Origin of the sequence: Massilia brevitalea (assembly GCF_030711405.1) — a bacterium.
GTDB classification, from domain to species: domain Bacteria; phylum Pseudomonadota; class Gammaproteobacteria; order Burkholderiales; family Burkholderiaceae_D; genus Telluria; species Telluria brevitalea.
The window spans coordinates 86,297-105,055 of record NZ_JAULSI010000009.1; the positions used below are offsets into that span (position 1 = coordinate 86,297).

Consider the following 18,759-nt stretch of genomic DNA (forward strand, 5'->3'; position numbering starts at 1 on the left):
GCAGTTGCTGGGTTCTTTTACAGGGCTGCGCTAGCAAATCCTCCTTCGAATTGACCGAGTAATTCCGCTGTCATCCCTGAGCTGGTAAGACGATCCGGAAGCATATGGATGATCAATCGGTCGCGCTTTGTCGCATCGCCCAGGATGTCGATAATGGCTTGGCGTGAAACATCTTCCATTATTTTCCAGGCATCGTGGCCGAGCAGCCTTGCCCCGGCCAGGGCCGGATCGAAGCCGCATGCTTCCAGAACAGGAAATGCATCGCCATACAGGCGATCAGTGTTCCCGGCATCCGCATAACGACTCAACAAGAAAAACAGATCCTGGGCGTCTTTTTTGTCCTCCAATCCGCGTTCATTCCAGGCGAGCAGCTTGATCGCTGCCAGCGCGGGTACCGAAATCACGGGAACAACCATCCCGCTCCCAACGTCGACTTGTAACGCAGAATGCAGGGCTTCCCTATAGCCCGTCACGTTCATGACCACATTCATGTCTGGTGGCCAGGAAATTTCGTGCGATCGGTGCTCAATGCCTCCAAAAGGGATAAGGTCGAGGGGATAGGCGTTCAGGAATTCTTGGGGTTTGTAGCGCAGTAGATGTTCACGCCCGTCGGCAGCAGCGAAATCGCCGGTTCTGAGGAGCTCGCTCTTCAATGTGTCGAAGGAAGACCAGTCTTCTAGTGCGACTGCAAAGTCGACGTCACGGGTCGCACGTTGGACGTCGAGTCCGAACACGTGGGTCATCAGGACATCCCGGGCTGTCGCGCCTACCAAAAAATAGCTGAAACCGAGTTTTGCCGCAACAGTGGACAAGGCGCCGAGGATGGCAAGGATGTCTGGGTTGAGCGGACGGTCTGCTCTAATGGCGTACATGGTTGATCACCTCCGATGCAATCTGCTTTGCGACGCCCAGGTTCCTTGAATCGTGGGTGCCAAGCAGGTCGGCATAGATGAGAGGCAGCGGTACAGTCGGAAACTTGTCGGCGAACCAATCCATGTTCCAGAATGCCTCGACCACTTCGATAGGGCCGGCTGGATCGGCTTTCAGCTTGAAATCCTTGACCAGGTCACGCAAGGCCTGCGGCGCATCCATCTGAATATAGATGGTGCAGGCGCCAGGTTTCAGATGCCTGGTATGAATCGCTGCACCCTTTTCACCGCCCCAGGCCGACTCACGGTATTCAGGCATCCATCGCTCGCTGAATTCCTGCACGCTCGGGCCGCTGAAGCGATAGGTTTTGAGCTTCGGTTTCAGGCGGCTCAAGTAGCCTGTGGCCCACTCTCCCAGCAGCAAATCAGGCGCCGCGATGACCCGGTCGCCGGTAGGTGCAATGGCAATGAATCCGCGTGCCTGCAATGTGTCGAATACCTTGCCAATCGCACCGGTGGAAACGCGCACCGCAGGCGCAATTTCGCGGTAGGGCGCATTCAGCATGGATGGGTCAGCCAGGAAGGCGAACATGACGCGCAGGGCAGTGGGAGTAATGGTTACGCCCTGTGCTGGATTGAGACTCAGGTCGCTGGCCCGGCGTCCGCTGACGAAAACATACAAGCCAGCCCCATTGTTGAGATAGGCGTTGCCGGCAGCGTCAATGAATTGCACCCCGAGTTCGCGGCATGTTGCTGCCAGCTCCTGGCTTAACAGCGTAGTAACAAGAAGACCGTCAGGCACGGCCAGGCCGCGTGCCTTGATGTCCAGCAGAACCGAACGACGATCGATGCGCCCCTTCACTTCGTAGTGGTATGTCAATTTCTGTCCACCCACTTCGAGGAGGACACGCCCATCCCATGGTGCATTTTTCGAAGCCAGAATTTTTCCACGGGCATCGATCGATTGCTCCAGCTCGGACAACGCACGATCAATGAGATCGCGTTCCATTGCTGCTGGGGGGAACGAAGCAAGGTTGTTCATAATTTTTCGTTTTTAACGTAACGTGAACACGCAAAAATTATGAACTAACTATCTGGATTGTTCAATGAATTTATGTTTTCACGTAACGTGAACGCGACAGAAAAGTGAACGTCGCAGTAAGGAATCCTTCATAAAGATGCCATTTGTCAAATGTACAGGGCTATTCATCCTGCTAGTAGCTGGGCAATTTGCCACTGCTAAAATCGTTCCACACCTCGCGGTGGCAGATATTCTTTTCAATGACAAGATGAAAGAAGAACGATGAAATTAACTCTCAAGAAAATGGCGTTCGTGCTGAGCCTGAGCCTGAGCCTGGGCCTCGGCGTTTCCATGTCCGTCAGCGCGGCGGCAAACAGCACCATGTGCGACACCTATGCACGCAAGTGCGCGCTGGGCATCGACATTGCCTGCCAATGGTGGGAAATCCACTGCAACACCGACATCTGAGCGGCTCGCCGCCCTCTACCGCAAGACCGGGCGCCCCGGCGCTGCGAACACGCCTAGCGCTCCCCCGGCGCCGGGCTGCCCGGCACTTCGTTCTCGACGATGGTGTACACGCCTCCCGCCGTCGCCCCGGATTCCCCTTTACGCGCCCGCAAATCGCGGTACACGGCGGCGCGAATGATCATCATCGACACCACCGGCGCCGTCATCAGCAGGAAGGCGGAAATGATCACCTCGTGCACGACGAGGCGCGACTGCCCCACCGTGAAGAACACCATCGACGCAATCAGCAGGCAGCCCGCCCCCAGCGTGATGGTGATCGCCGGCCCGTGCATGCGCTGGTAAAAGGTGCGCAGGCGCAGCAGCCCGAGGGCGCCGATCAGCACGATGCTCGCGCCCATGATCAACAGCAGCGACACGATCGCCGCCGCCCAGCCTGGCAAATCCTCGACGCCGCTCATTCGATGATCTCCCCGCGCATCAGGAACTTGGCCATGGCGATGGTCGACACGAAGCCGATCAGCGCAATCAGCACCGCCACCTCGAAATACACTTGCGTGCCGAAGCGGATGCCGAGCACCAGCGCAAACAGCATGCCGGTCATCCACAGGGTGTCGAGCGCGAGCACGCGGTCGTGGGCCGAGGGGCCGCGCAAGAGCCGCACGGCGCAGAACACCATCGCCACCAGCACGCACACCAGGGCGTAGCCGACGGATAACTCAAGCAGGGTCGCCACGGGCTGCCTCCGTTTCAAAAATCTCGATCAAGGGTTGTTCGTACCGGGTTTTAATCGTGTCGATCCACCACTGCTCGTCGTGCAAATCGAACACGTGCAGCGAGAGCTGGTAGCCGTCCTCCAGGATCTCGACCCAGACCGTGCCCGGCGTCATGTTGATCAGGCAGGACAGCATGGCCAGGCCGTAGGGATCGGTGATGGTCAGCGGAATACGGATGAACTGCGCATTCACATTGGCGTAATCGGCGATCAGGATGATGCGGCTGACGTTGAAGCAGGAGCGCACGATCTCGACGCCGGCCATGCCGATCAGGCGAATGAAGACCAGCGGCGCGCGCAGGCGCGGGTAGCCGAGCGGCTGCAGGTTACGCACCAGCAGCGGCACGACGATGCCGAGGAAGGCGCCGAGCAGGATGCTGGCGGGGTCGAAGGCCTGGTTCAGCAGCAGCCACAGGATGCACAGGGCCAGCGTCACCAGCGGGTAGGGAAGCCAGCGCGTCATGGCGCGTCTCCCCTGGCGGCCGGGCCGGGAACGGCCGGCTCCTGCAGTACCCGCTCGATGTAGTTGGCCGGGCGGTGGATGTCGGCGCTGGCGCGGCCGAGGTAGTCGAACAGGGGCCGTGCCTGCACCGTCATCGCCACCGACAGCAGCAGCAGGGCCGTGATCGGCGCCACCTCGGACAGGTGCAGGCGCGGCGGCGTGACCACGGGCGTGGCCCAGAAGGTGCGCACGCCGAAGCGCAGCATCGAGATGATGGAGATCAGGCCCGACACGAAGATCAGCGCCATCAGGGTCCAGCCGGCGCTGCGCACGGCGTCGCCCTCGGGATTGAGCAGCGCGTGGAACATGCCGAACTTGGCCACGAAGCCCGACAGCGGCGGCAGGCCGGCAATCATAAGGGCGCAGGCGGCGAAGCCCACCGACAGGAAGGCCATCGCCGCCGGCACGCCTTTGCCGCGCGGCTCGTTCGGGCTGTCGTCGGGTTCCTCGTCGTCGACGGCCCAGGCTTCCATGGTCAGCGCCAGCACGGCCGCGGCAGGGGAGCGGATGCGGTCGATCAGTTCGATGAGGAGCAGGAAGGCGGCCACCGCCAGCGTCGAGCCGATCAGGTAGTACAGGCCCGCCGTCACCAGCGAGGGCTGGCCGTAGCCGATCACCGCCAGCAGCGTGCCGGACGAAATGACGGCGCTGTAGCCGGCCATGCGCCCGGCCGTGTCGGTCGACAGCATGCCGGCCGCGCCGAACACGATGGTGGCCATGCCGCCCCACAGCAGGGCGTCGAAGCCGAAGCCGGCGCTCGATCCTTCCGAGAACAGCAGCAGCCACAGGCGCAGGATCACGTAGGCGCCGACCTTGGTCATCAACACCAGCATGGCGGCCACCGGCGGCGACGCGGCGGCATAGGTGGTGGGCAGCCAGAAGCCCAGCGGCCACATGGCGGCTTTCACCAAAAAGGCGAGCACCAGCACGGTGACGCCGAGTTTGAGCAGGCCCGTGCTCTCGGCCGGCATGGCGGCGATGCGCGCGGCGAGATCCGCCATGTTCAGGGTGCCGGTGGTGGCGTAGATCAGCGCGGTCCCGAGCAGGAACAGCAGGGCGGCGGCCAGGTTGACGGCGATGTACTGCATGCTGGCGCGCAGGCGCTCGGCGTTGTAGCCGTGCAGGACCAGGCCGTACGACGCGGCCAGCATCACCTCGAAGAACACGAACAAATTGAACAAATCGTGCGTCAGGAAGGCGCCGTTGATCCCCATCAGCAGGATCTGGAACAGCGGGTGGAAGTGCACGCCGATGCGGCTCCAGCGCTGCATGGCGTAGTGCAGGGCGGCCAGGGCGAGCACGCTGGTGAGCAGCAGCATCAGCGCCGACAGGCGGTCGGCCATCAGGGCGATGCCGAAGGGCGCGGACCAGTTGGCGGCAAGGTAGACGCCGATGCCGCCCTGCCAGATCTCGCGGTCGGTCTGCAGCATCAGCATCACGGCAAGCGCCAGCTGGCCCAGCACCGAGGCATAGGCCAGGCCGAACTTCAGGCGGTGCGCGCCTTGCGTGAACGGCGCCAGCACTGCGGCGCAGATCAGCGGCAGCAAAATCGGCAGGATCACCAGGTGCTGGGAAAAACTCTGCGTCAAACTCATACTTCGGGTTCCTCCCCGTCCACGTGGTCGGTGCCGGTGAGGCCGCGCGCGCCGATCATCACCACCAGGTACAGGGCCGTGGTGGCGAAGCCGATCACGATGGCGGTCAGCACCAGCGCCTGCGGCAGCGGGTCGGCCAGCTGGCTGGGGTCGACTTTGGTGCCGGCCGGGGTGAACGGGGCTTTATCGAGCCAGACCCGGCCCATGATGAAGATGAAGAGGTTGACGGCGTAGGACATCAGCATCAGGCCAGTGAGTACCTGGAAGCTGCGCGGACGCAGCAGCAGCCAGATGCCGGAGCCGAAGACGATGCCGATGGCCAGGGCGATGACGAGTTCCATCAGGCGATCTCCTTGGTCGGTGGCATGGCGTGGCGATTGGCGCCGGGCGGCATGCGGTGGCTGCGCAGCGACTGGTGCGCCAGCGCGACCAGGATCAGCATGGTGGTGCCGACCACCACCAGGAACACGCCCAGGTCGAAGACGAAGGCACTCGGGATGTGGATTTCGCCCAGCAGCGGCAGCGTCACGTGCGCGGTGTGGCTGGTGAGGAAGGGATAGCCGAAGGCCCAGGCGCCGATGCCGGTAAGGCAAGCGGTGAGCAGGCCGAAGCCGATCCAGCGGTGCGGGCGCAGGCGCAGGTGCGATTCGACCCAGTCGGTGCCGGCCACCATGTACTGCACGATGAGGGCGGTGGCGAAGATCAGGCCGGCGACGAAACCGCCGCCGGGCAGGTTATGGCCGCGCATGAAGAAGTACACCGCGATCATGCCCATGAAGGGCAGCAGGAAGCGCAGGTAGACGGCCGGCACGGCCAGGTAGCCGCTGCGCGCCTGCACCGCCGGCGGCTGGGACACGGCCGGATCGACGTCGCTGGCCTGCTGCACCGGAATCGCCACGCTTTCCGGCGCCGGGCGGAAGCGGCGCAGCAGCGCGTACACGGTCAGCGCCACCGCCGACAGCACGGTAATTTCTCCCATGGTGTCGAAGCCGCGGAAGTCGACCAGCAGCACATTCACCACGTTCGCGCCGCCGCCTTCGTTCAAGGCGCGCAGCAGGTAGAAGTCGCTGATGGTCTTGGTCGGTTCGCTGGTGAGCAGGGCCCAGGTGGCGGCCGCCAGGCCCAGGCCGCCGGCCACGGCGATCGAGCCGTCGCGCGCGCGGCGCAGCCAGGTGGAACGCGGCACGCGCCGGGCCAGGCCGGGCGGCGGCAGGCGTGGCGGCAGCCAGCGCAGGCCGAGCAGGATCAGCACCGTGGTCACGGTTTCCACCATCAATTGGGTCAGCGCCAGGTCGGGCGCCGACAGCCACAGGAAAGTCAGGCTGACCACGACGCCGACACCGCCGGCCAGGATCAGCGCCACCAGCCGGTGGTATTTCGCTTGCCAGGCCGCGCCCAGCGCGCAGGCCGCGCCGATCAGCCACAACAGGGCGAACAGGATGTCGATGTCGGCCAGGCCCGGCATGGCCAGTTGCGGCAGCGGACGCACCAGCAGCAGGGGCACGGCGACCATCGCCAGCATCAGCAGCAGCAGTTGCGGCTGCAGCTTGCGCGTGCCGGCGCGGCGCAGCAGCCAGTTTGACGCGGTGGACAGGCCGAGCATGGCGCTCTCGTAGGCTTGCGCGCCCTTGAAGCGGTGCAGCACCGGCACGCGGTCGCGCTCGGCCAGGTTGAAGCGGCGCCGCAGCACGATGTAGAAGGCCAGGCCGCCGAGCAGGGCGACGATGCTCATCGCCAGCGGCAGATTGAAACCGTGCCAGATGCCGAGGTCGTACTCCGGCATGTCGGGGCCGACCACGGAGTGGGCCGCCACTTCCAGCACGCGCCCGACCACGCGCTCGGGCATCACGCCGACCGCGATGCACAGCACCACCAGGCATTCGACCGGGAAGCGCATCCAGTGCGGCGGCTCGTGCGGGTGGTGCGGCAGGTCCTCCGCCAGCGGCCCGAAGAAGACGCTGATGAAGCGCAGCGAATAGGCCACGCTGAACACGCCCATCAGCACTGCGGCCACCGACATCGACCAGTCCTCGGTGCCGCCGACGATCATGGTCTCGGCAAAGAACATCTCCTTCGACAGGAAGCCGTTCAGCAGCGGCACGCCGGCCATTGCGGCGCTGGCGACGATCGCCAGGGCCGCCGTGTAGGGCATGGCTTGGCGCAGACCGCGCAGCACACGCATGTCGCGCGTGCCGGTCTCGTGGTCGACGATGCCTACCGCCATGAACAGCGATGCCTTGAACACGGCGTGGTTCATCACGTGGAACACGGCCGCCACCACGGACAGCGGCGTGCCTATGCTGAGCAGCACGACGATCAGGCCCAGGTGGCTGATGGTGGAATAGGCCAGCAAGCCCTTCATGTCGTTCTGGTAGATGGCGAAGAAGGAGCCGATCAGCAGGGTGCAGACGCCGGCGCTGCCGAGGATCCAGGTCCAGGCCTCGGTACCGGACAGCGCCGGCCAGAAGCGGATCAGCAGGAACACCCCGGCCTTCACCATGGTGGCCGAGTGCAGGTAGCTCGAGACCGGCGTCGGCGCGGCCATTGCGTGCGGCAGCCAGAAGTGGAAGGGGAATTGTGCGCTCTTGGTCAGCGCGCCCAGGACAACGAGGATCAGGGCCGGCAAATACAGGTCGTGGGCGCGGATACGGTCGCCGGCGGCCAGCACCACATCGAGGTCGTAGCTGCCGACGATGTGGCCAATGACCAGCACGCCCGCCAGCAGGCACAGGCCGCCGGTGGTGGTCACCGTGAACGCCATGCGCGCGCCGCGGCGGGCGTCGTTGCGGCTTTGCCAATAACCAATCAGCAGGAACGAGGTGAGGCTGGTGAGTTCCCAGAACACCACGAGTTGAATCAGGTTGCCGGACAGGACCACGCCCAGCATCGCGCCCATGAAGGCCATCATGTAGGCGAAGAAGCGCGCCACCGGGTCGCGCGGCGACATGTAGTAGCGCGCGTACAGCAGCACCAGCAGGCCGATGCCGAGCACCATGACGGTGAATACCCAGGCCAGGCCGTCCATGCGCAGCACCAGGTCGAGGCCGAAGGCGGGCAGCCATTCGTAGTGGGCCTTCAGGATGTCGCGCGAGGCGACGTCGTCGAAGCGGGAGATGGCCAGCGCCAATGCCAGGCCGGTGGCCAGGGCGGCGGCGCCGAAGGGCCGGTTGCGCGATCCGTCCGGCATGCAGCCGGCAACAAAAGCGCCGAGGAAGGGGAGGAGGACCAGGAGTTCGAGCATGGACTATCCTGCCTGGCGCGGCGGACGCGTTCGCCGGGGCGTGTGCATGTCAGCGGCCCCCATCGCGTGCTCCCATGTTGACCAGCAGGGTGTCGCAGTCGAGGCCGCGCAGCACCTGCTCGCCCTTGCTGTCCATGAACAGGCGCAGCATGCCGAACTGGCTGCGCAGGCCAAGCACGGCGAGGTCGACCCCGTGTTCGAGGGCGTAGCGGGCGGTCAGCAGTTCCGGCGTGCCGGCGGCGCTGTCGATGGCGATGCGGGCGCGCACCTCGGGCGCCAGCGTGCAGCCGTCGATAAATTGTTCGCAGCGCAGCTTGATGGCGCTGGCGTTTGCGCCGCCGTTGACATGGCCAGTTGCGCTGCTGCCTGCACTGCCGCTCGCGGCGTCGCCGCTGCGTGCATGGTCGGCCAGGCCCTCGGACCCCGCTTCGTGCACGTGGAAGACGATCAATTGCGCATCTGGGAAGAGGCGGGCGGCGGTTTCCAGTGCCAGCTGTGAGACTGGGGAAAAATCGGTCGGCACCAGGATGCGCGCGTAGGGAGCACGGGTGCGCTGGCGCACCACCAATACAGGCTGCGCCAGCTCGCGGGCTACCTGCTCCACGGTCGAGCCGAGGAAGATTTCGCCCAGGGTATTGATGCGCGCATCGCCAACGATGACGAGCTCGCTGTCACTCTGTGCAGCCGCCGCCAGGATGGCATCGGCCACGTCGCCGTCGGCAAACTGCAGCTTGACGGGGAAGCCGGCGCCCTCGAATTCGCGGGCGATGTCGCGCCGCGCGGCGAAGTCCGCTTCGGTGCTCGCTTCACTGCCGGCCAGCCATTGCACGACTTCCGCCGGCACTTGCGGACCTTCGCGCACTGTGAGCAGCGTCAGCTGCGCATGCCATTGCGCCGCCAGCGCCTTGGCGCGCTCGAGCGGACGGTCGCAACGCGCACTCAGATCGGTGGCGAGCAACAATTTCCGTGGCTGTAACGCATCGTACCCTTCGTTCACGCAAACCTCCGCACAGGACTGGATAAAGACCAGCCTCACTGTACTGTTTTTACATGGATTGCGGCAACGCGTTAGCCTTGTGAAACCATTGTTGACTTGGCAAGGACAGCTGGCGGCAACGAGCGCAGCGAATTTCCATGGTTAAGCTCAACAATTGTTTTTATGTGAAAACAATTGTTTGAGCGAATCCATAGAAATCCGATGCGGGCAGGCGGGCGCTAGGAATCGACCCGCATCTCGAAACCGCCGTAGATCATGCGCTTGCCGTCGAAGGGCATGTTTTCCGGCTTCATGTATTCGGCCATGCGCGGGTCGTTCATGACCTTGTCGTTGGCGGCGTCGCGCACTTCGCGCGAGGGGTAGACGATCCAGGAAAAGATGACGACTTCGTCGTCCTGCAGATTGACGCTCTGGGGGAAGGAGGTCAGCTGGCCGGGCTTGACGTCGTCCGCCACGCACTCGCGGAACTCGATGGCGCCGTGGTCGCGCCAGATGGCGGACGCACTGCGCGCCATCTCCAGGTAAGCATCGAGCTTGTTTTTTGGAACGGGAATCACGAAACCATCGACATACGCCATGATGTTCTCCTCGCTGTAAAGGTGATTGAGACCTCATCGACAAGCAAAAAATCCTGGGGCCCGCGCGGGGCATGACGTACGTCTAAACCTGCATGTCGAACCGATGCGATTTAGCCGAGCGCGGCCTCGATTGTGGACACCAGCGCCGGATCGTCCGGTTTCATGTCCGGTGCGAAGCGGCCTATCACTTTACCATCGCGGCCGACCAAAAACTTCTCGAAATTCCACATCACATCTGATGGGTTTTTCGGGCTCAGGCCGTGCTGGGCCAGCTTGTCGCCGAACTGGCTGCCCTCGGCCTGCTGCGCCTGCGGCTGCTCCGCGATGAGTTCGCGGTAGAGCGGGTGGCGGCCTTCGCGGTTGACTTCGATCTTCTCGAACATCGGGAAGCGCACGCCGTAGTTGCGCTGGCAAAAGTCCGCGATCTCGGTTTCGCTGCCCGGTTCCTGGGCGCCGAAGTCGTTGCACGGGAAGCCGAGCACGACCAGGCCGCGCTCTTCGTATTGTTCAAACAATTTTTCCAAACCCGAGTACTGCGGGGTCAGGCCGCACTGCGAGGCAACGTTCACGATCAGCATGACCTTGCCGCGGTAAGCGTCGAGCGAGGCGGCTTGGCCTTCGAGGCGGTGCAGGGGAATGTCGTACAGGTTGGCGCTCATGGTTGTGTATCCGGTAGTGGCAAAAACATCATCCTACCTCGCCCCGGAAAACTACGCTGACGGCTGCTGCACATGCGTAGCGGCCGCCTGTGCTTGACGCCAGCCGTGCGCCGCCTTATAAGCCATGCTTCACGAAAAAGCCTTCCATGACCGAGCCAGCCGACAAACAGAGCGCCAGAGCCGAGCGCGCACGCCAGCAGTCGCACCGGTACGCGCGCCTGCTCGACGGCCTGCGCACGTTCGTGCAGGCCGAGCGCGAGGCGGCCCAGGAGCAGCTGTTCGAGATCTGGCGCCAGCCGCTGGCGGACCGCCTGGCCAAGGGCATGAGCCAGCGCTTCCTGAAACTCGAAAACGGCCCTGAAACCGGCACCGTCTGGGCCTACACCGACGGCACCGACTCGCGCTTTCGCGAGGGCGACCTGGTCTGCCTGCACGGCGGCTCGCCGCTGACGGCCATGATCGCGCGCGAAGCCGCCTTCGAGGCCGAGGACGAGGACCGCTGGCTGCTGCGCGTGCGCCAGGCCGCCGCCATCGTGAAGGAATTCGGCGACACGCCCTGCTACGTCGACCCCGACGATTTCGACCTGTCCAAGTATTACGACCAGGTGCTGGAGGACATCGGCCAGGCGATCCCGCCCTCGCGCGCCCATTACATGCTGATGCCGCTGCTCGATGGCCGCATCAGCGATGCGTTCGACCCGCGCGACTTCGAGGAAGCCGAAGCCGCCGCCCTGGCCGCGGGCCTGAACGCCGCCCAGGCCGAGGCGGTCGGCAAGATCCTGGCGGCCGAGCAGGTGGCCTGCATCCAGGGCCCGCCCGGCACCGGCAAGACGCGCGTGCTGGCGCTGGCGGCGCGCCTGCTGGTCGAGCGCGGCGAGCGCGTGCTGGTCACGTCGCACACCCACATGGCGGTCAACAATGCACTGAACAAGATCGCGGCACAGGGCGTGAAGGTGGCCAAGATCGGGCGCGGCACGCAAGCGCTCGGCCTGGAGGGCGTGAGCGGCGCCGACAGCTTCGCCGAATGGCATGGCCGGCCCGAAGGCGGTTACGTGGTTGGCGCCACGCCGTTCGCCACCTGCACCTATCGCCTGGAGAACTGCGAGTTCGACACCGTGATCTTCGACGAGGCCAGCCAGGTGACGTTGCCGCTGGCCTTGATGGCGATGCGGCGCGGCAGCCGTTTCGTCTTTATCGGCGACCAGAAGCAGCTGCCGCCGGTGCTGCTGGCGCGCTCGGTGCTGGAAGACATCCCCGGCTCGATCTTCGCCAAGCTCACCGCGCACAACGTCGACAGCGTGATGCTGACCGATACCTACCGCCTGAACGCGGAACTGACCGCCTGGCCGAGTGCCTCCTTCTACCACGGCCGCCTGCGCGCGGCAGGGCCGAACCGCGCACGCAAGCTGGTGCTGGCCGAACGCGCGGACCCGGATGTGTTCGACGCCGTGCTGCGTGACCCGGCCAGCGCCGTCTTCATCCCGACCACGGACGCCACGGCGCGCAGCCGCAATGTGCAGGACGCCGAACGGGTGGCCGGGCTGTGCGCAGCGGCGCTTGCCGGCGGCCTGGCGCCGCACGACATCGGCATCGTCACGCCCTTCCGTGCCCAGGGCCGCACGGTGCGCCGCGTGCTGGCCGAGCGCCTCGGCTGGCACACGGCGCAACAGATCGTGGCCGACACCGTCGAGCGCATGCAGGGGCAGGAGCGCGAACTGGTGATCCTGTCGCTCGCCGCCGGCAATCTGCGCTTTCTCGCCGCGGTGGCCGGCTTCTTCTTCCAGCCCGAGCGCCTGAACGTGTCAGTCACGCGCGCGATGACCAAATTGGTCATCATCGGCCCCGAGCTGCCGCCCGAATTCCAGGCCGTCGACGACGAGATGGCGCGCTGGCTGGCGCTGTACCGCAGCCTGCTGGCGCAGGCACGGCGCATCGAGCTCTAAGCATGGCCCTCTTCATCCCCGAATGGACGCGCGCCAGCGGCCGCCAGTTGCAGCTCAAGCGCGTGCTGAATGCGCTCGACGAGCTGAGCGTGGTGCGTAAGCCCCTGCGCGAAGAGGCCGCTGCGCCCGAGCTCTTCATCGAGCATCCCGAGCGCGGCTGGCTGGCGCTGGCCGTGGTCGACACGCCTTTCGACGCCCTCGACGGCGCCCAACTGTTTGCCAACGACACCCGCGCCGACTTCGAGGAACAACTGGCAGCCTGGCGCGCGCAGCTGCCGCCGGGGTTGCCGCTGTTGATCCTGCTCTGGGCCTGCAGCGAAGCCGAAGCGCAGACCCTGGCACGCCAGCTGGGCGAGCAGCCGGTCCTGCACCTGCTCTCGCGCGAACGCTTCATGGAACACGGCGCGGGAGGGTTGGCGGCGCTGCTGCAGCCCATCTCGCCCGAAGAAGACGAAGCCCTGCGCACCCGTTTCTTCCCCGAGTCGGCGATTCCACTGGCCTCGGTGGCGCGGCGGCGCTTCCTGCGCAACAACCAGGCACACCTCTTCCTCGACGCCCAGCAGGAATGGGCCTCCAAACTGGACCTGGACCTGGTGCTACCCGACGAGCAGGCCGCCGCCGCCACCGACTTCGCGGTGCGCCTGGTGAACGGCGTGGCCGGCAGCGGCAAGACCCTGATTGCGCTGAGCCGCGCGCTGTTGCTGGCGCGCCTGCATCCGCGCGAGCGCGTGCTCATCCTCATCCACAACACACCGATCGTGGCCGACATCCGCGAGCGCCTGCACCGCGCCAACGGCAGCCTGCCGCGCAACCTGGAGATCACGACCTATTCGGCCTGGGCCCACCGCCAGTGGCGCCGCCTGTACCGCGCGCCGCTGGCGATGCCGTCCGACCCCGCGCACCTGCCGCAACTGCTGCGCCGCCTGCGCCCAAGCTGGCCGGAACTGAAACTCAATGAAGCCCAGCTGATCGAGGAGTTCGACTTCCTGAACGAGATGCTGGTGGCCAGCGAAGCCGAATACATGGACACCAGCCGCGCCGGCCGCGGCTTCGCGCTGCGGGCGAAAGAGCGCAGCGAAGTCTGGCAGCTGTTCGCGGCCACTACGGCCGCGCTGGAAGAGCAGGGCCTGCGCATGTGGAGCGCGGTCGCCACCGACGTGTGCCGCGCGACCGATCATGCCGCCCTCGAACGCTACGAACACATCCTGGTGGACGAAGCCCAGTTCTTTGCGCCGTCCTGGTTCCATACCGTGAAGCTGGCGCTGCGCCCGCAAGGCCGCCTGTTCTTGTGCGCCGACCCGAACCAGGGCTTCATGAAGAGCCGCCTCAGCTGGCGCAACGCGGGCCTGGACGTGGCCGGCCGCACCAAGAAGCTGCTGCGCTCCTACCGCACCACGCAGGCGATCCTGCATACGGCCGGCACGCTGTTGAACCGCACCGTGCAGGACGACCCCGAGCACTACCTGGCGCCCGACTACGCCGGCATGGAGCAGGGCGCGCCGCCGATCCTGTTGCGCGTGGCCTCGCCCCAGGATGCGGTCGACCGCGCCGTCAACGAGATCGTGGCGCTGGCCGATGCCCACAAGCTGCCCCTGTCCAGCTTCCTGGTGATCTATGGCGCCGGTACGCCCAAGAAGCTGCTCTACGAACGCCTGTGCCGCGCGCTGGGATCGCAGCAGATATGGTGGCTGAACAAGGACAAGAAGCAGCCGCCCGCCGGCTACGGCCCCGACTACCTGCGCCTGGCGAACCTGGAAACGGCGACAGGGCTGGAAGGCGCGGTGGTGTTCCTGCTGGGGATGGAAGACTTGCTGTTCGATGGCGCGGCTGGACGCGAAGCCGATGCGCGCAAGCTGTACATGGCGATGACGCGTGCCAGTCACCGCCTGGTGATGCTGAGTAGCGGAGCGTTGCCGCAAGACGCCGAAGCCTTGTTCCGCCTCGGCGAGTGAAGCTCACTTTCCTGAGGCGGCGTTGTCGAGCTCCGTCAGCTGTTTGATGCGGCGTGCGGTAAGCAGGGCGCGCAGGCCGGAGCCGGGCAGCGCCGGATAGCGGATCGCGCCGAACAGCTCCATCGCATCGCGGTAGGCGAGCCAGGCGCGCTGGGTCTTTTCGACGCCGGTCTTGCGGATCGAGCCGAGGTAGGCGCCGCTCGCCAAGCGGTTCAGCATGAACTGGCGGTAGAGCGCATCCATCTTCTTTTCCAGGCTGGCGAATTCCGCTTCCGAGAAGCGCGGCCCGCGGCCGGCTTCGAAATCCAGCACGTCGGCGGCGAAGGTATCGAGTTCGGCCGCCTGGGTGTCCAGCTGGAGCGAACGTGCCGCGCCGCCTGCTTTGTCGGTTTCGTAATCCACCCGGTGCTGGGCGAAATGGTGCGCCGCCTTGGTCGCCATTTCCAGGCCCAGTTGCTCCTTCTCGCTCCAGCTGCGCGCCAGGGTGGCCAGCTGGGCGGCGCGTTGCCGGTTGTTCCAATCCTTACGCTGGCGCTCGCGCACCGCGCCGCACTGGCCGCGCATCTCGGCGCCGGCCACGTCGTCGCAGACGTCGACCGGCCCCGGCTCGCGGTTCGCGGCCACGCGCTGCAAGTGCTGGACCCGGCTCTTCATTTCACCCACCGGACTCTGGATGCTGCAGGCATGGCGCGTGGCCAGGCCCAGTTGCGGCATGACGCCGTGGCCGTTCGCGTACAGCATCATCAGCACGCCGTGGGCATTCGTACGCGCCGCGCAGGCGTGCACGCGGCGCCAGGCGGCCTCGCGCGCATCGGGCGTGTTGAGGGTGTCGTAATAGAGGGCGGAAGCATCGCAGCGGCCGGATTCGGTGCTGCCCGGTGGCGGCTGGCGCGGCTTGTCGGCACGTACGCGCAGGCACTGGCGGTACCAGTCGCTGCCGCGCAGGACTTCGGGCGGCGCGCCGTACACGTTCGGGTAGGGCGCGGCGGCGGCGCTGCCCGTGGCCAGGACCAATGCCAGCAGCATTGGAAAAGCTACTGTCGTCATCGCGTTCTCCTCAATATTTCCAGTGGGAAGCTTCAACGCTACCGTGAGGCTAGAAGAGAAGTCGTGATATGGCGCAAGACGGCCAACCCGGGCGCGGCGTGCGGCGTGGCTGCGGCATCATGCCCCTTTGAACATGGACCAGGAAGGAATAGTGATGAGTACACACAATTTCCGCATCACTCTCGAATACACAGGCGGCAAGAAGGAAGCCGATCCACCGGCGCCGCTGTCGTTCGAGGCCGGCAACCACGACGACATCTTCGAGATCATCGCCCGGGTACGGAGCGCGGGGCGCTTCGAACACGACGAGGCCGCCGCGCTGGCGCTGGGCATGAAGCTGTTCAGCGAAGTCATGCTCAAGCATCGCGACGATCCCCTGTTCGCGCCGATCGGCGCCGCCTACCGCGACTACATGACGCAATTCAAAGAACAGATGCGCGCGGCCACGGCGAACAAACAGCCCGAGTAGCTCATCTGCTGCTCTGCAGCAAAATCCCGTCGGCCGGACAGGTGTCCGGCTTTTTTTATGCCAGCGAAAAAGAACAATGTGTCGCGGCTTTTGCAAGCCTTCGTCACACTCTCTTACACTCGGGTGAGCAAAAGTAGCTTGCCGACATGCAAGAGAAATCACACCTCGTATGCCTCTGTTAACAGTTGAAATTCCGACTGTGAACCTGACGCAACGTGCATAAAAATTTTCTTCGTGGAAAATGCAAAAGCGCGGTGAGATGCGTAAAATTGCTCTCCATCAGCTTCCTGACGCCAACTTTTTCGGTTGGCGTTTGTTTTTCTGCTCCAGTTAGCAAGGCGCTACGAACGGCAGAGCGAGCACAAAATTTCTTCCAGGCGGAAACTTTTCCGATTGGATCGGACTCTTAGAACACTCCTGCTCAGACAGGCTCTTACAAATAGATTCATACCAAATGCAAACTACTGTTCCAGCCATCGACACCCTGAACACCGCAAGCGCCGTTGGCAGCGTTGCCGCATCGCGCCGCAGCAAAGTCGTCGCCCAGATCCAGAACCTGTCGCTGCCGGTGATGTTCACCGTCTTCGGCGTGATCATGGGTTCGTGGGCCGGCCGTATCCCGGCCATGGCTGCACGCCTGAACATCTCGCACTCGGCCCTGTCGATGGTGCTGCTGTGCGGCGGTATTGGCGCCTTGCTGTCGTTCCCGGTCTCGTCCTTCCTGATGCGCCGCTGCGGCGCCCGCAAGACCATGCTGTACTCGGGCCTGGCCCTGCTGGCCGTGCTGGTGTCGATCGGCATCGCCCCGACCGTGGCCAGCGTGATGTGCGCCGTCCTGATGCTGGGCGTCACCGCCAGCACCTATGACGTGGCCATGAACGCCGCCGCCAGCAAGCGCGAAAAAGCCACGGGTAAATCGGAAATGTCGATGCTGCACGGCCTGGCCTGCGCCGGCGGCCTGGCGGGCGCCACCCTGGGCAGCGTGATGGCCGGCATGAAGATCGCGCCGGCGATTCACTTCATGATGGTTGCTGGTCCGATGGCCGCCATCCTGTGGGCTGCTTCGCAAGTGCTGAACATCCCGGACGAAACCGAGCAGGTCGAGAAGAAGAAATTCGCCCTGCCGCGCGGTCCGATGGCACTGCTGGGCCTGCTGGGCTTCCTGGGTTCGATGTCGGAAGGTTCGATCGCCGACTGGAGCGGCGTGTTCCTGAAAGAACACTTCAACGCCACCGACGGCCTGGCGCCGCTGGCCCTGTCGTGCTTCTCGGTCATGATGCTGGTCTCGCGCCTGGTGGGCGACAAGTTGAAGACCCGCTTCGGCGCCCAGCGCCTGGTGACCGTCGGCGCTTGTGTCTCGGCCATGGGCCTGTTCTTCGCGGTGCTGGCGCCAAGCGCCCACGCTGCACTCGGTGGCTTCGCTATCGCCGGCCTCGGCCTGTCGCTGCTGTTCCCGTTCGTGTTCAGCGCCGCCGGCGCCCAGGGTCCGATCGCCCTGGCAGGCGTGGCCAGCATGGCCTACAGCGGCACCCTGATGGGCCCACCGGTAATCGGCGCCATCGCCAGCCACGTCGGCATGCAGATGGCCATCGGCTATGTCGGCGTGCTGTCGATCGTGATCGCTCTCGTCGCCAGCCGTACGAAATTGCTGAAGTAATCCCGCTTTAAACCGAAGCAGTACCGCCGGCGCCGGCTGAGAGCAATCTCAGGCCGGCGCCGTGTCTTTCAGCCACTGCCGTGGCGAACTCCCCACCATCGTCGTGAACGCCCGCGTGAATGCGGGCGCGCTCGTATAGCCGGCCTGGGCGCTGACTACCTTCACCGGCAAGCCCTTGCGCAGCAGGTTCTGCGCCATGCCGATGCGCCAGCGCGTCAGGTATTCGCCGGGCGGCATGCCCACCACGTTGCGGAAGTGCTCGGTAAAACGCGCGCGCGACATGCAGGCCAGGCGCGCCAGCGAAGTCAGCTGCCAGGGTTCGTGGGCGCGCTCGTGGATCGCCGCCAGCGCGAGCGACAGCTGGCGGTCGGCCAGCCCGGCCAGCAGGCCGATCGACATTTCTCCCTTGTCGAACTCGTTGCGCAAGACCTGCACCATCAGCACGTCGCACAGGCGGTCGAGGATCACCTCGCGGCCCTGGCTGGGGCTGGCCGCCTCGGTGAACAGCAGTTCCAGGGTCTGGCGCAGGGCGCCCATTTCGCCCAGCGGCTGGTACAGGCGGTCGGGCAGGGCGCGCGCCAGCGGATTGGCGCCGCCATCCTCGAAGCTGATGTGGGCGCACAGCAAGGTGGCGCTGGCGCCGTCCGGGATTTCCAGCGTGTGCGCACTGCCGCGCGGATAAAACACCATCGCCGGCTCGTCCACGCGCAAGGGCTCGGCGCCCTCCTGGCGGAAGACGACCGGGCCGGAGCGGATCAGGTGCAACTGGCCCGCGGCTGGATCTTCCGGGAAAGAGTTAGCGTCGCAAAAGACGCCATTGAAAAATACACGTGCGCGAAACGAGTAACGGCCCACCAGCGACGAGATCTTGTCCATAAGAATAAGAATTTGACGAATTCAATATCCATTCTGGACGAATGGCTAAGTATTGGGAAGCGAATTGGCAGATTTCCGTGCGTTCAGGACGAAAATTCTGACAATGCGTTGTT

Annotated in this window: 18 protein-coding genes; 5 read left to right on the forward strand and 13 right to left on the reverse strand. The window is 64.8% G+C overall.

Annotation, left to right across the window (positions count from 1 at the left end; genetic code table 11):
- Window positions 1–17: 17 nt before the first annotated feature.
- Window positions 18–872 carry a nucleotidyl transferase AbiEii/AbiGii toxin family protein gene (locus QWL29_RS07605; RefSeq protein WP_305822286.1) on the reverse strand — a complete coding sequence of 285 codons (855 nt, stop codon included), beginning with the start codon at window positions 870–872 and terminating at the stop codon, window positions 18–20.
- Window positions 859–1,911: a type IV toxin-antitoxin system AbiEi family antitoxin gene (locus QWL29_RS07610; protein WP_305822287.1), complete on the reverse strand. Its 1,053-nt coding sequence runs from the start codon at window positions 1,909–1,911 to the stop codon at window positions 859–861. The genes QWL29_RS07605 and QWL29_RS07610 overlap by 14 nt, the downstream gene beginning before the upstream one ends.
- 261 nt (window positions 1,912–2,172) lie before the next feature.
- Between QWL29_RS07610 and QWL29_RS07615 the strand changes: the two genes are divergently transcribed.
- Window positions 2,173–2,358 (forward strand): hypothetical protein, encoded by a 186-nt coding sequence (locus QWL29_RS07615; protein ID WP_305822288.1) that lies wholly within the window; start codon window positions 2,173–2,175, stop codon window positions 2,356–2,358.
- A 53-nt stretch (window positions 2,359–2,411) separates the two neighbouring features.
- Here the strand turns inward: QWL29_RS07615 and mnhG are convergent, their stop codons facing one another.
- The 9 genes from mnhG to QWL29_RS07660 form a co-directional block, all read right to left on the reverse strand.
- Window positions 2,412–2,816, reverse strand: coding sequence for a monovalent cation/H(+) antiporter subunit G (gene mnhG / locus QWL29_RS07620; protein WP_305822289.1), 405 nt, complete (start codon window positions 2,814–2,816; stop codon window positions 2,412–2,414).
- Window positions 2,813–3,034: a K+/H+ antiporter subunit F gene (locus QWL29_RS07625; RefSeq protein ID WP_229436587.1), complete on the reverse strand. Its 222-nt coding sequence runs from the start codon at window positions 3,032–3,034 to the stop codon at window positions 2,813–2,815. The genes mnhG and QWL29_RS07625 overlap by 4 nt, the downstream gene beginning before the upstream one ends.
- 40 nt (window positions 3,035–3,074) lie before the next feature.
- Window positions 3,075–3,593 (reverse strand): Na+/H+ antiporter subunit E, encoded by a 519-nt coding sequence (locus QWL29_RS07630; RefSeq protein ID WP_305822290.1) that lies wholly within the window; start codon window positions 3,591–3,593, stop codon window positions 3,075–3,077.
- Window positions 3,590–5,227 carry a monovalent cation/H+ antiporter subunit D gene (locus QWL29_RS07635; protein ID WP_370663676.1) on the reverse strand — a complete coding sequence of 546 codons (1,638 nt, stop codon included), beginning with the start codon at window positions 5,225–5,227 and terminating at the stop codon, window positions 3,590–3,592. Before QWL29_RS07635 ends, QWL29_RS07630 begins: the two co-directional genes overlap by 4 nt.
- Window positions 5,224–5,568: a Na+/H+ antiporter subunit C gene (locus QWL29_RS07640; protein ID WP_305822291.1), complete on the reverse strand. Its 345-nt coding sequence runs from the start codon at window positions 5,566–5,568 to the stop codon at window positions 5,224–5,226. Before QWL29_RS07640 ends, QWL29_RS07635 begins: the two co-directional genes overlap by 4 nt.
- Window positions 5,568–8,468, reverse strand: a complete 2,901-nt coding sequence (locus QWL29_RS07645; protein WP_305822292.1) for a monovalent cation/H+ antiporter subunit A — start codon at window positions 8,466–8,468, stop codon at window positions 5,568–5,570. The genes QWL29_RS07640 and QWL29_RS07645 overlap by 1 nt, the downstream gene beginning before the upstream one ends.
- A 49-nt stretch (window positions 8,469–8,517) precedes the next feature.
- Complete coding sequence (locus tag QWL29_RS07650; RefSeq protein WP_305822293.1) at window positions 8,518–9,426, reverse strand: universal stress protein; 909 nt, start codon at window positions 9,424–9,426, stop codon at window positions 8,518–8,520.
- 257 nt (window positions 9,427–9,683) lie between these two features.
- Window positions 9,684–10,043, reverse strand: coding sequence for a DUF1428 domain-containing protein (locus QWL29_RS07655; protein WP_305822294.1), 360 nt, complete (start codon window positions 10,041–10,043; stop codon window positions 9,684–9,686).
- A gap of 110 nt (window positions 10,044–10,153) precedes the next feature.
- Window positions 10,154–10,702, reverse strand: a complete 549-nt coding sequence (locus QWL29_RS07660; RefSeq protein ID WP_305822295.1) for a glutathione peroxidase — start codon at window positions 10,700–10,702, stop codon at window positions 10,154–10,156.
- Between the two features lie 146 nt (window positions 10,703–10,848).
- On the opposite strand from QWL29_RS07660, the gene QWL29_RS07665 reads away from it, so the two are divergent.
- Entirely contained in the window at window positions 10,849–12,645 is a 1,797-nt protein-coding gene (locus QWL29_RS07665) for a DEAD/DEAH box helicase (RefSeq protein ID WP_305822296.1), read from the forward strand.
- 2 nt (window positions 12,646–12,647) lie between these two features.
- Entirely contained in the window at window positions 12,648–14,597 is a 1,950-nt protein-coding gene (locus QWL29_RS07670; protein ID WP_305822297.1) for a UvrD-helicase domain-containing protein, read from the forward strand.
- A gap of 3 nt (window positions 14,598–14,600) precedes the next feature.
- Here QWL29_RS07670 and QWL29_RS07675 read toward each other — a convergent pair whose 3' ends face one another.
- A complete protein-coding gene (locus tag QWL29_RS07675; RefSeq protein WP_305822298.1) occupies window positions 14,601–15,644 on the reverse strand; it encodes a lysozyme inhibitor LprI family protein in 1,044 nt (347 codons plus the stop codon).
- Window positions 15,645–15,798: 154 nt separating this feature from the next.
- On the opposite strand from QWL29_RS07675, the gene QWL29_RS07680 reads away from it, so the two are divergent.
- The gene (locus tag QWL29_RS07680) at window positions 15,799–16,113 is read left to right on the forward strand and encodes a DUF3861 domain-containing protein (RefSeq protein WP_305822299.1); all 315 of its coding nucleotides are present in this window, start codon (window positions 15,799–15,801) and stop codon (window positions 16,111–16,113) included.
- Between the two features lie 454 nt (window positions 16,114–16,567).
- A complete protein-coding gene (locus QWL29_RS07685) occupies window positions 16,568–17,770 on the forward strand; it encodes an MFS transporter (RefSeq protein ID WP_305822300.1) in 1,203 nt (400 codons plus the stop codon).
- Window positions 17,771–17,818: 48 nt separating this feature from the next.
- Here the strand turns inward: QWL29_RS07685 and QWL29_RS07690 are convergent, their stop codons facing one another.
- Window positions 17,819–18,646 carry an AraC family transcriptional regulator gene (locus tag QWL29_RS07690; protein WP_305822301.1) on the reverse strand — a complete coding sequence of 276 codons (828 nt, stop codon included), beginning with the start codon at window positions 18,644–18,646 and terminating at the stop codon, window positions 17,819–17,821.
- Window positions 18,647–18,759 lie beyond the last annotated feature (113 nt).

What these genes read in the sequence shown, in the direction of transcription:
- QWL29_RS07670 (WP_305822297.1), top strand. Translation starts at nt 12,648, where the DNA reads ATGGCCCTCTTCATCCCCGAATGGACGCGCGCCAGCGGCCGCCAGTTG.
- QWL29_RS07690 (WP_305822301.1), bottom strand. Translation starts at nt 18,646, where the DNA reads ATGGACAAGATCTCGTCGCTGGTGGGCCGTTACTCGTTTCGCGCACGT.
- QWL29_RS07640 (WP_305822291.1), bottom strand. Translation starts at nt 5,568, where the DNA reads ATGGAACTCGTCATCGCCCTGGCCATCGGCATCGTCTTCGGCTCCGGC.
- QWL29_RS07685 (WP_305822300.1), top strand. Translation starts at nt 16,568, where the DNA reads ATGCAAACTACTGTTCCAGCCATCGACACCCTGAACACCGCAAGCGCC.
- QWL29_RS07635 (WP_370663676.1), bottom strand. Translation starts at nt 5,227, where the DNA reads ATGAGTTTGACGCAGAGTTTTTCCCAGCACCTGGTGATCCTGCCGATT.
- QWL29_RS07645 (WP_305822292.1), bottom strand. Translation starts at nt 8,468, where the DNA reads ATGCTCGAACTCCTGGTCCTCCTCCCCTTCCTCGGCGCTTTTGTTGCC.
- QWL29_RS07660 (WP_305822295.1), bottom strand. Translation starts at nt 10,702, where the DNA reads ATGAGCGCCAACCTGTACGACATTCCCCTGCACCGCCTCGAAGGCCAA.
- mnhG (WP_305822289.1), bottom strand. Translation starts at nt 2,816, where the DNA reads ATGAGCGGCGTCGAGGATTTGCCAGGCTGGGCGGCGGCGATCGTGTCG.
- QWL29_RS07615 (WP_305822288.1), top strand. Translation starts at nt 2,173, where the DNA reads ATGAAATTAACTCTCAAGAAAATGGCGTTCGTGCTGAGCCTGAGCCTG.
- QWL29_RS07665 (WP_305822296.1), top strand. Translation starts at nt 10,849, where the DNA reads ATGACCGAGCCAGCCGACAAACAGAGCGCCAGAGCCGAGCGCGCACGC.
- QWL29_RS07655 (WP_305822294.1), bottom strand. Translation starts at nt 10,043, where the DNA reads ATGGCGTATGTCGATGGTTTCGTGATTCCCGTTCCAAAAAACAAGCTC.
- QWL29_RS07610 (WP_305822287.1), bottom strand. Translation starts at nt 1,911, where the DNA reads ATGAACAACCTTGCTTCGTTCCCCCCAGCAGCAATGGAACGCGATCTC.
- QWL29_RS07680 (WP_305822299.1), top strand. Translation starts at nt 15,799, where the DNA reads ATGAGTACACACAATTTCCGCATCACTCTCGAATACACAGGCGGCAAG.
- QWL29_RS07605 (WP_305822286.1), bottom strand. Translation starts at nt 872, where the DNA reads ATGTACGCCATTAGAGCAGACCGTCCGCTCAACCCAGACATCCTTGCC.
- QWL29_RS07630 (WP_305822290.1), bottom strand. Translation starts at nt 3,593, where the DNA reads ATGACGCGCTGGCTTCCCTACCCGCTGGTGACGCTGGCCCTGTGCATC.
- QWL29_RS07675 (WP_305822298.1), bottom strand. Translation starts at nt 15,644, where the DNA reads ATGACGACAGTAGCTTTTCCAATGCTGCTGGCATTGGTCCTGGCCACG.
- QWL29_RS07625 (WP_229436587.1), bottom strand. Translation starts at nt 3,034, where the DNA reads ATGGTGTTCTGCGCCGTGCGGCTCTTGCGCGGCCCCTCGGCCCACGAC.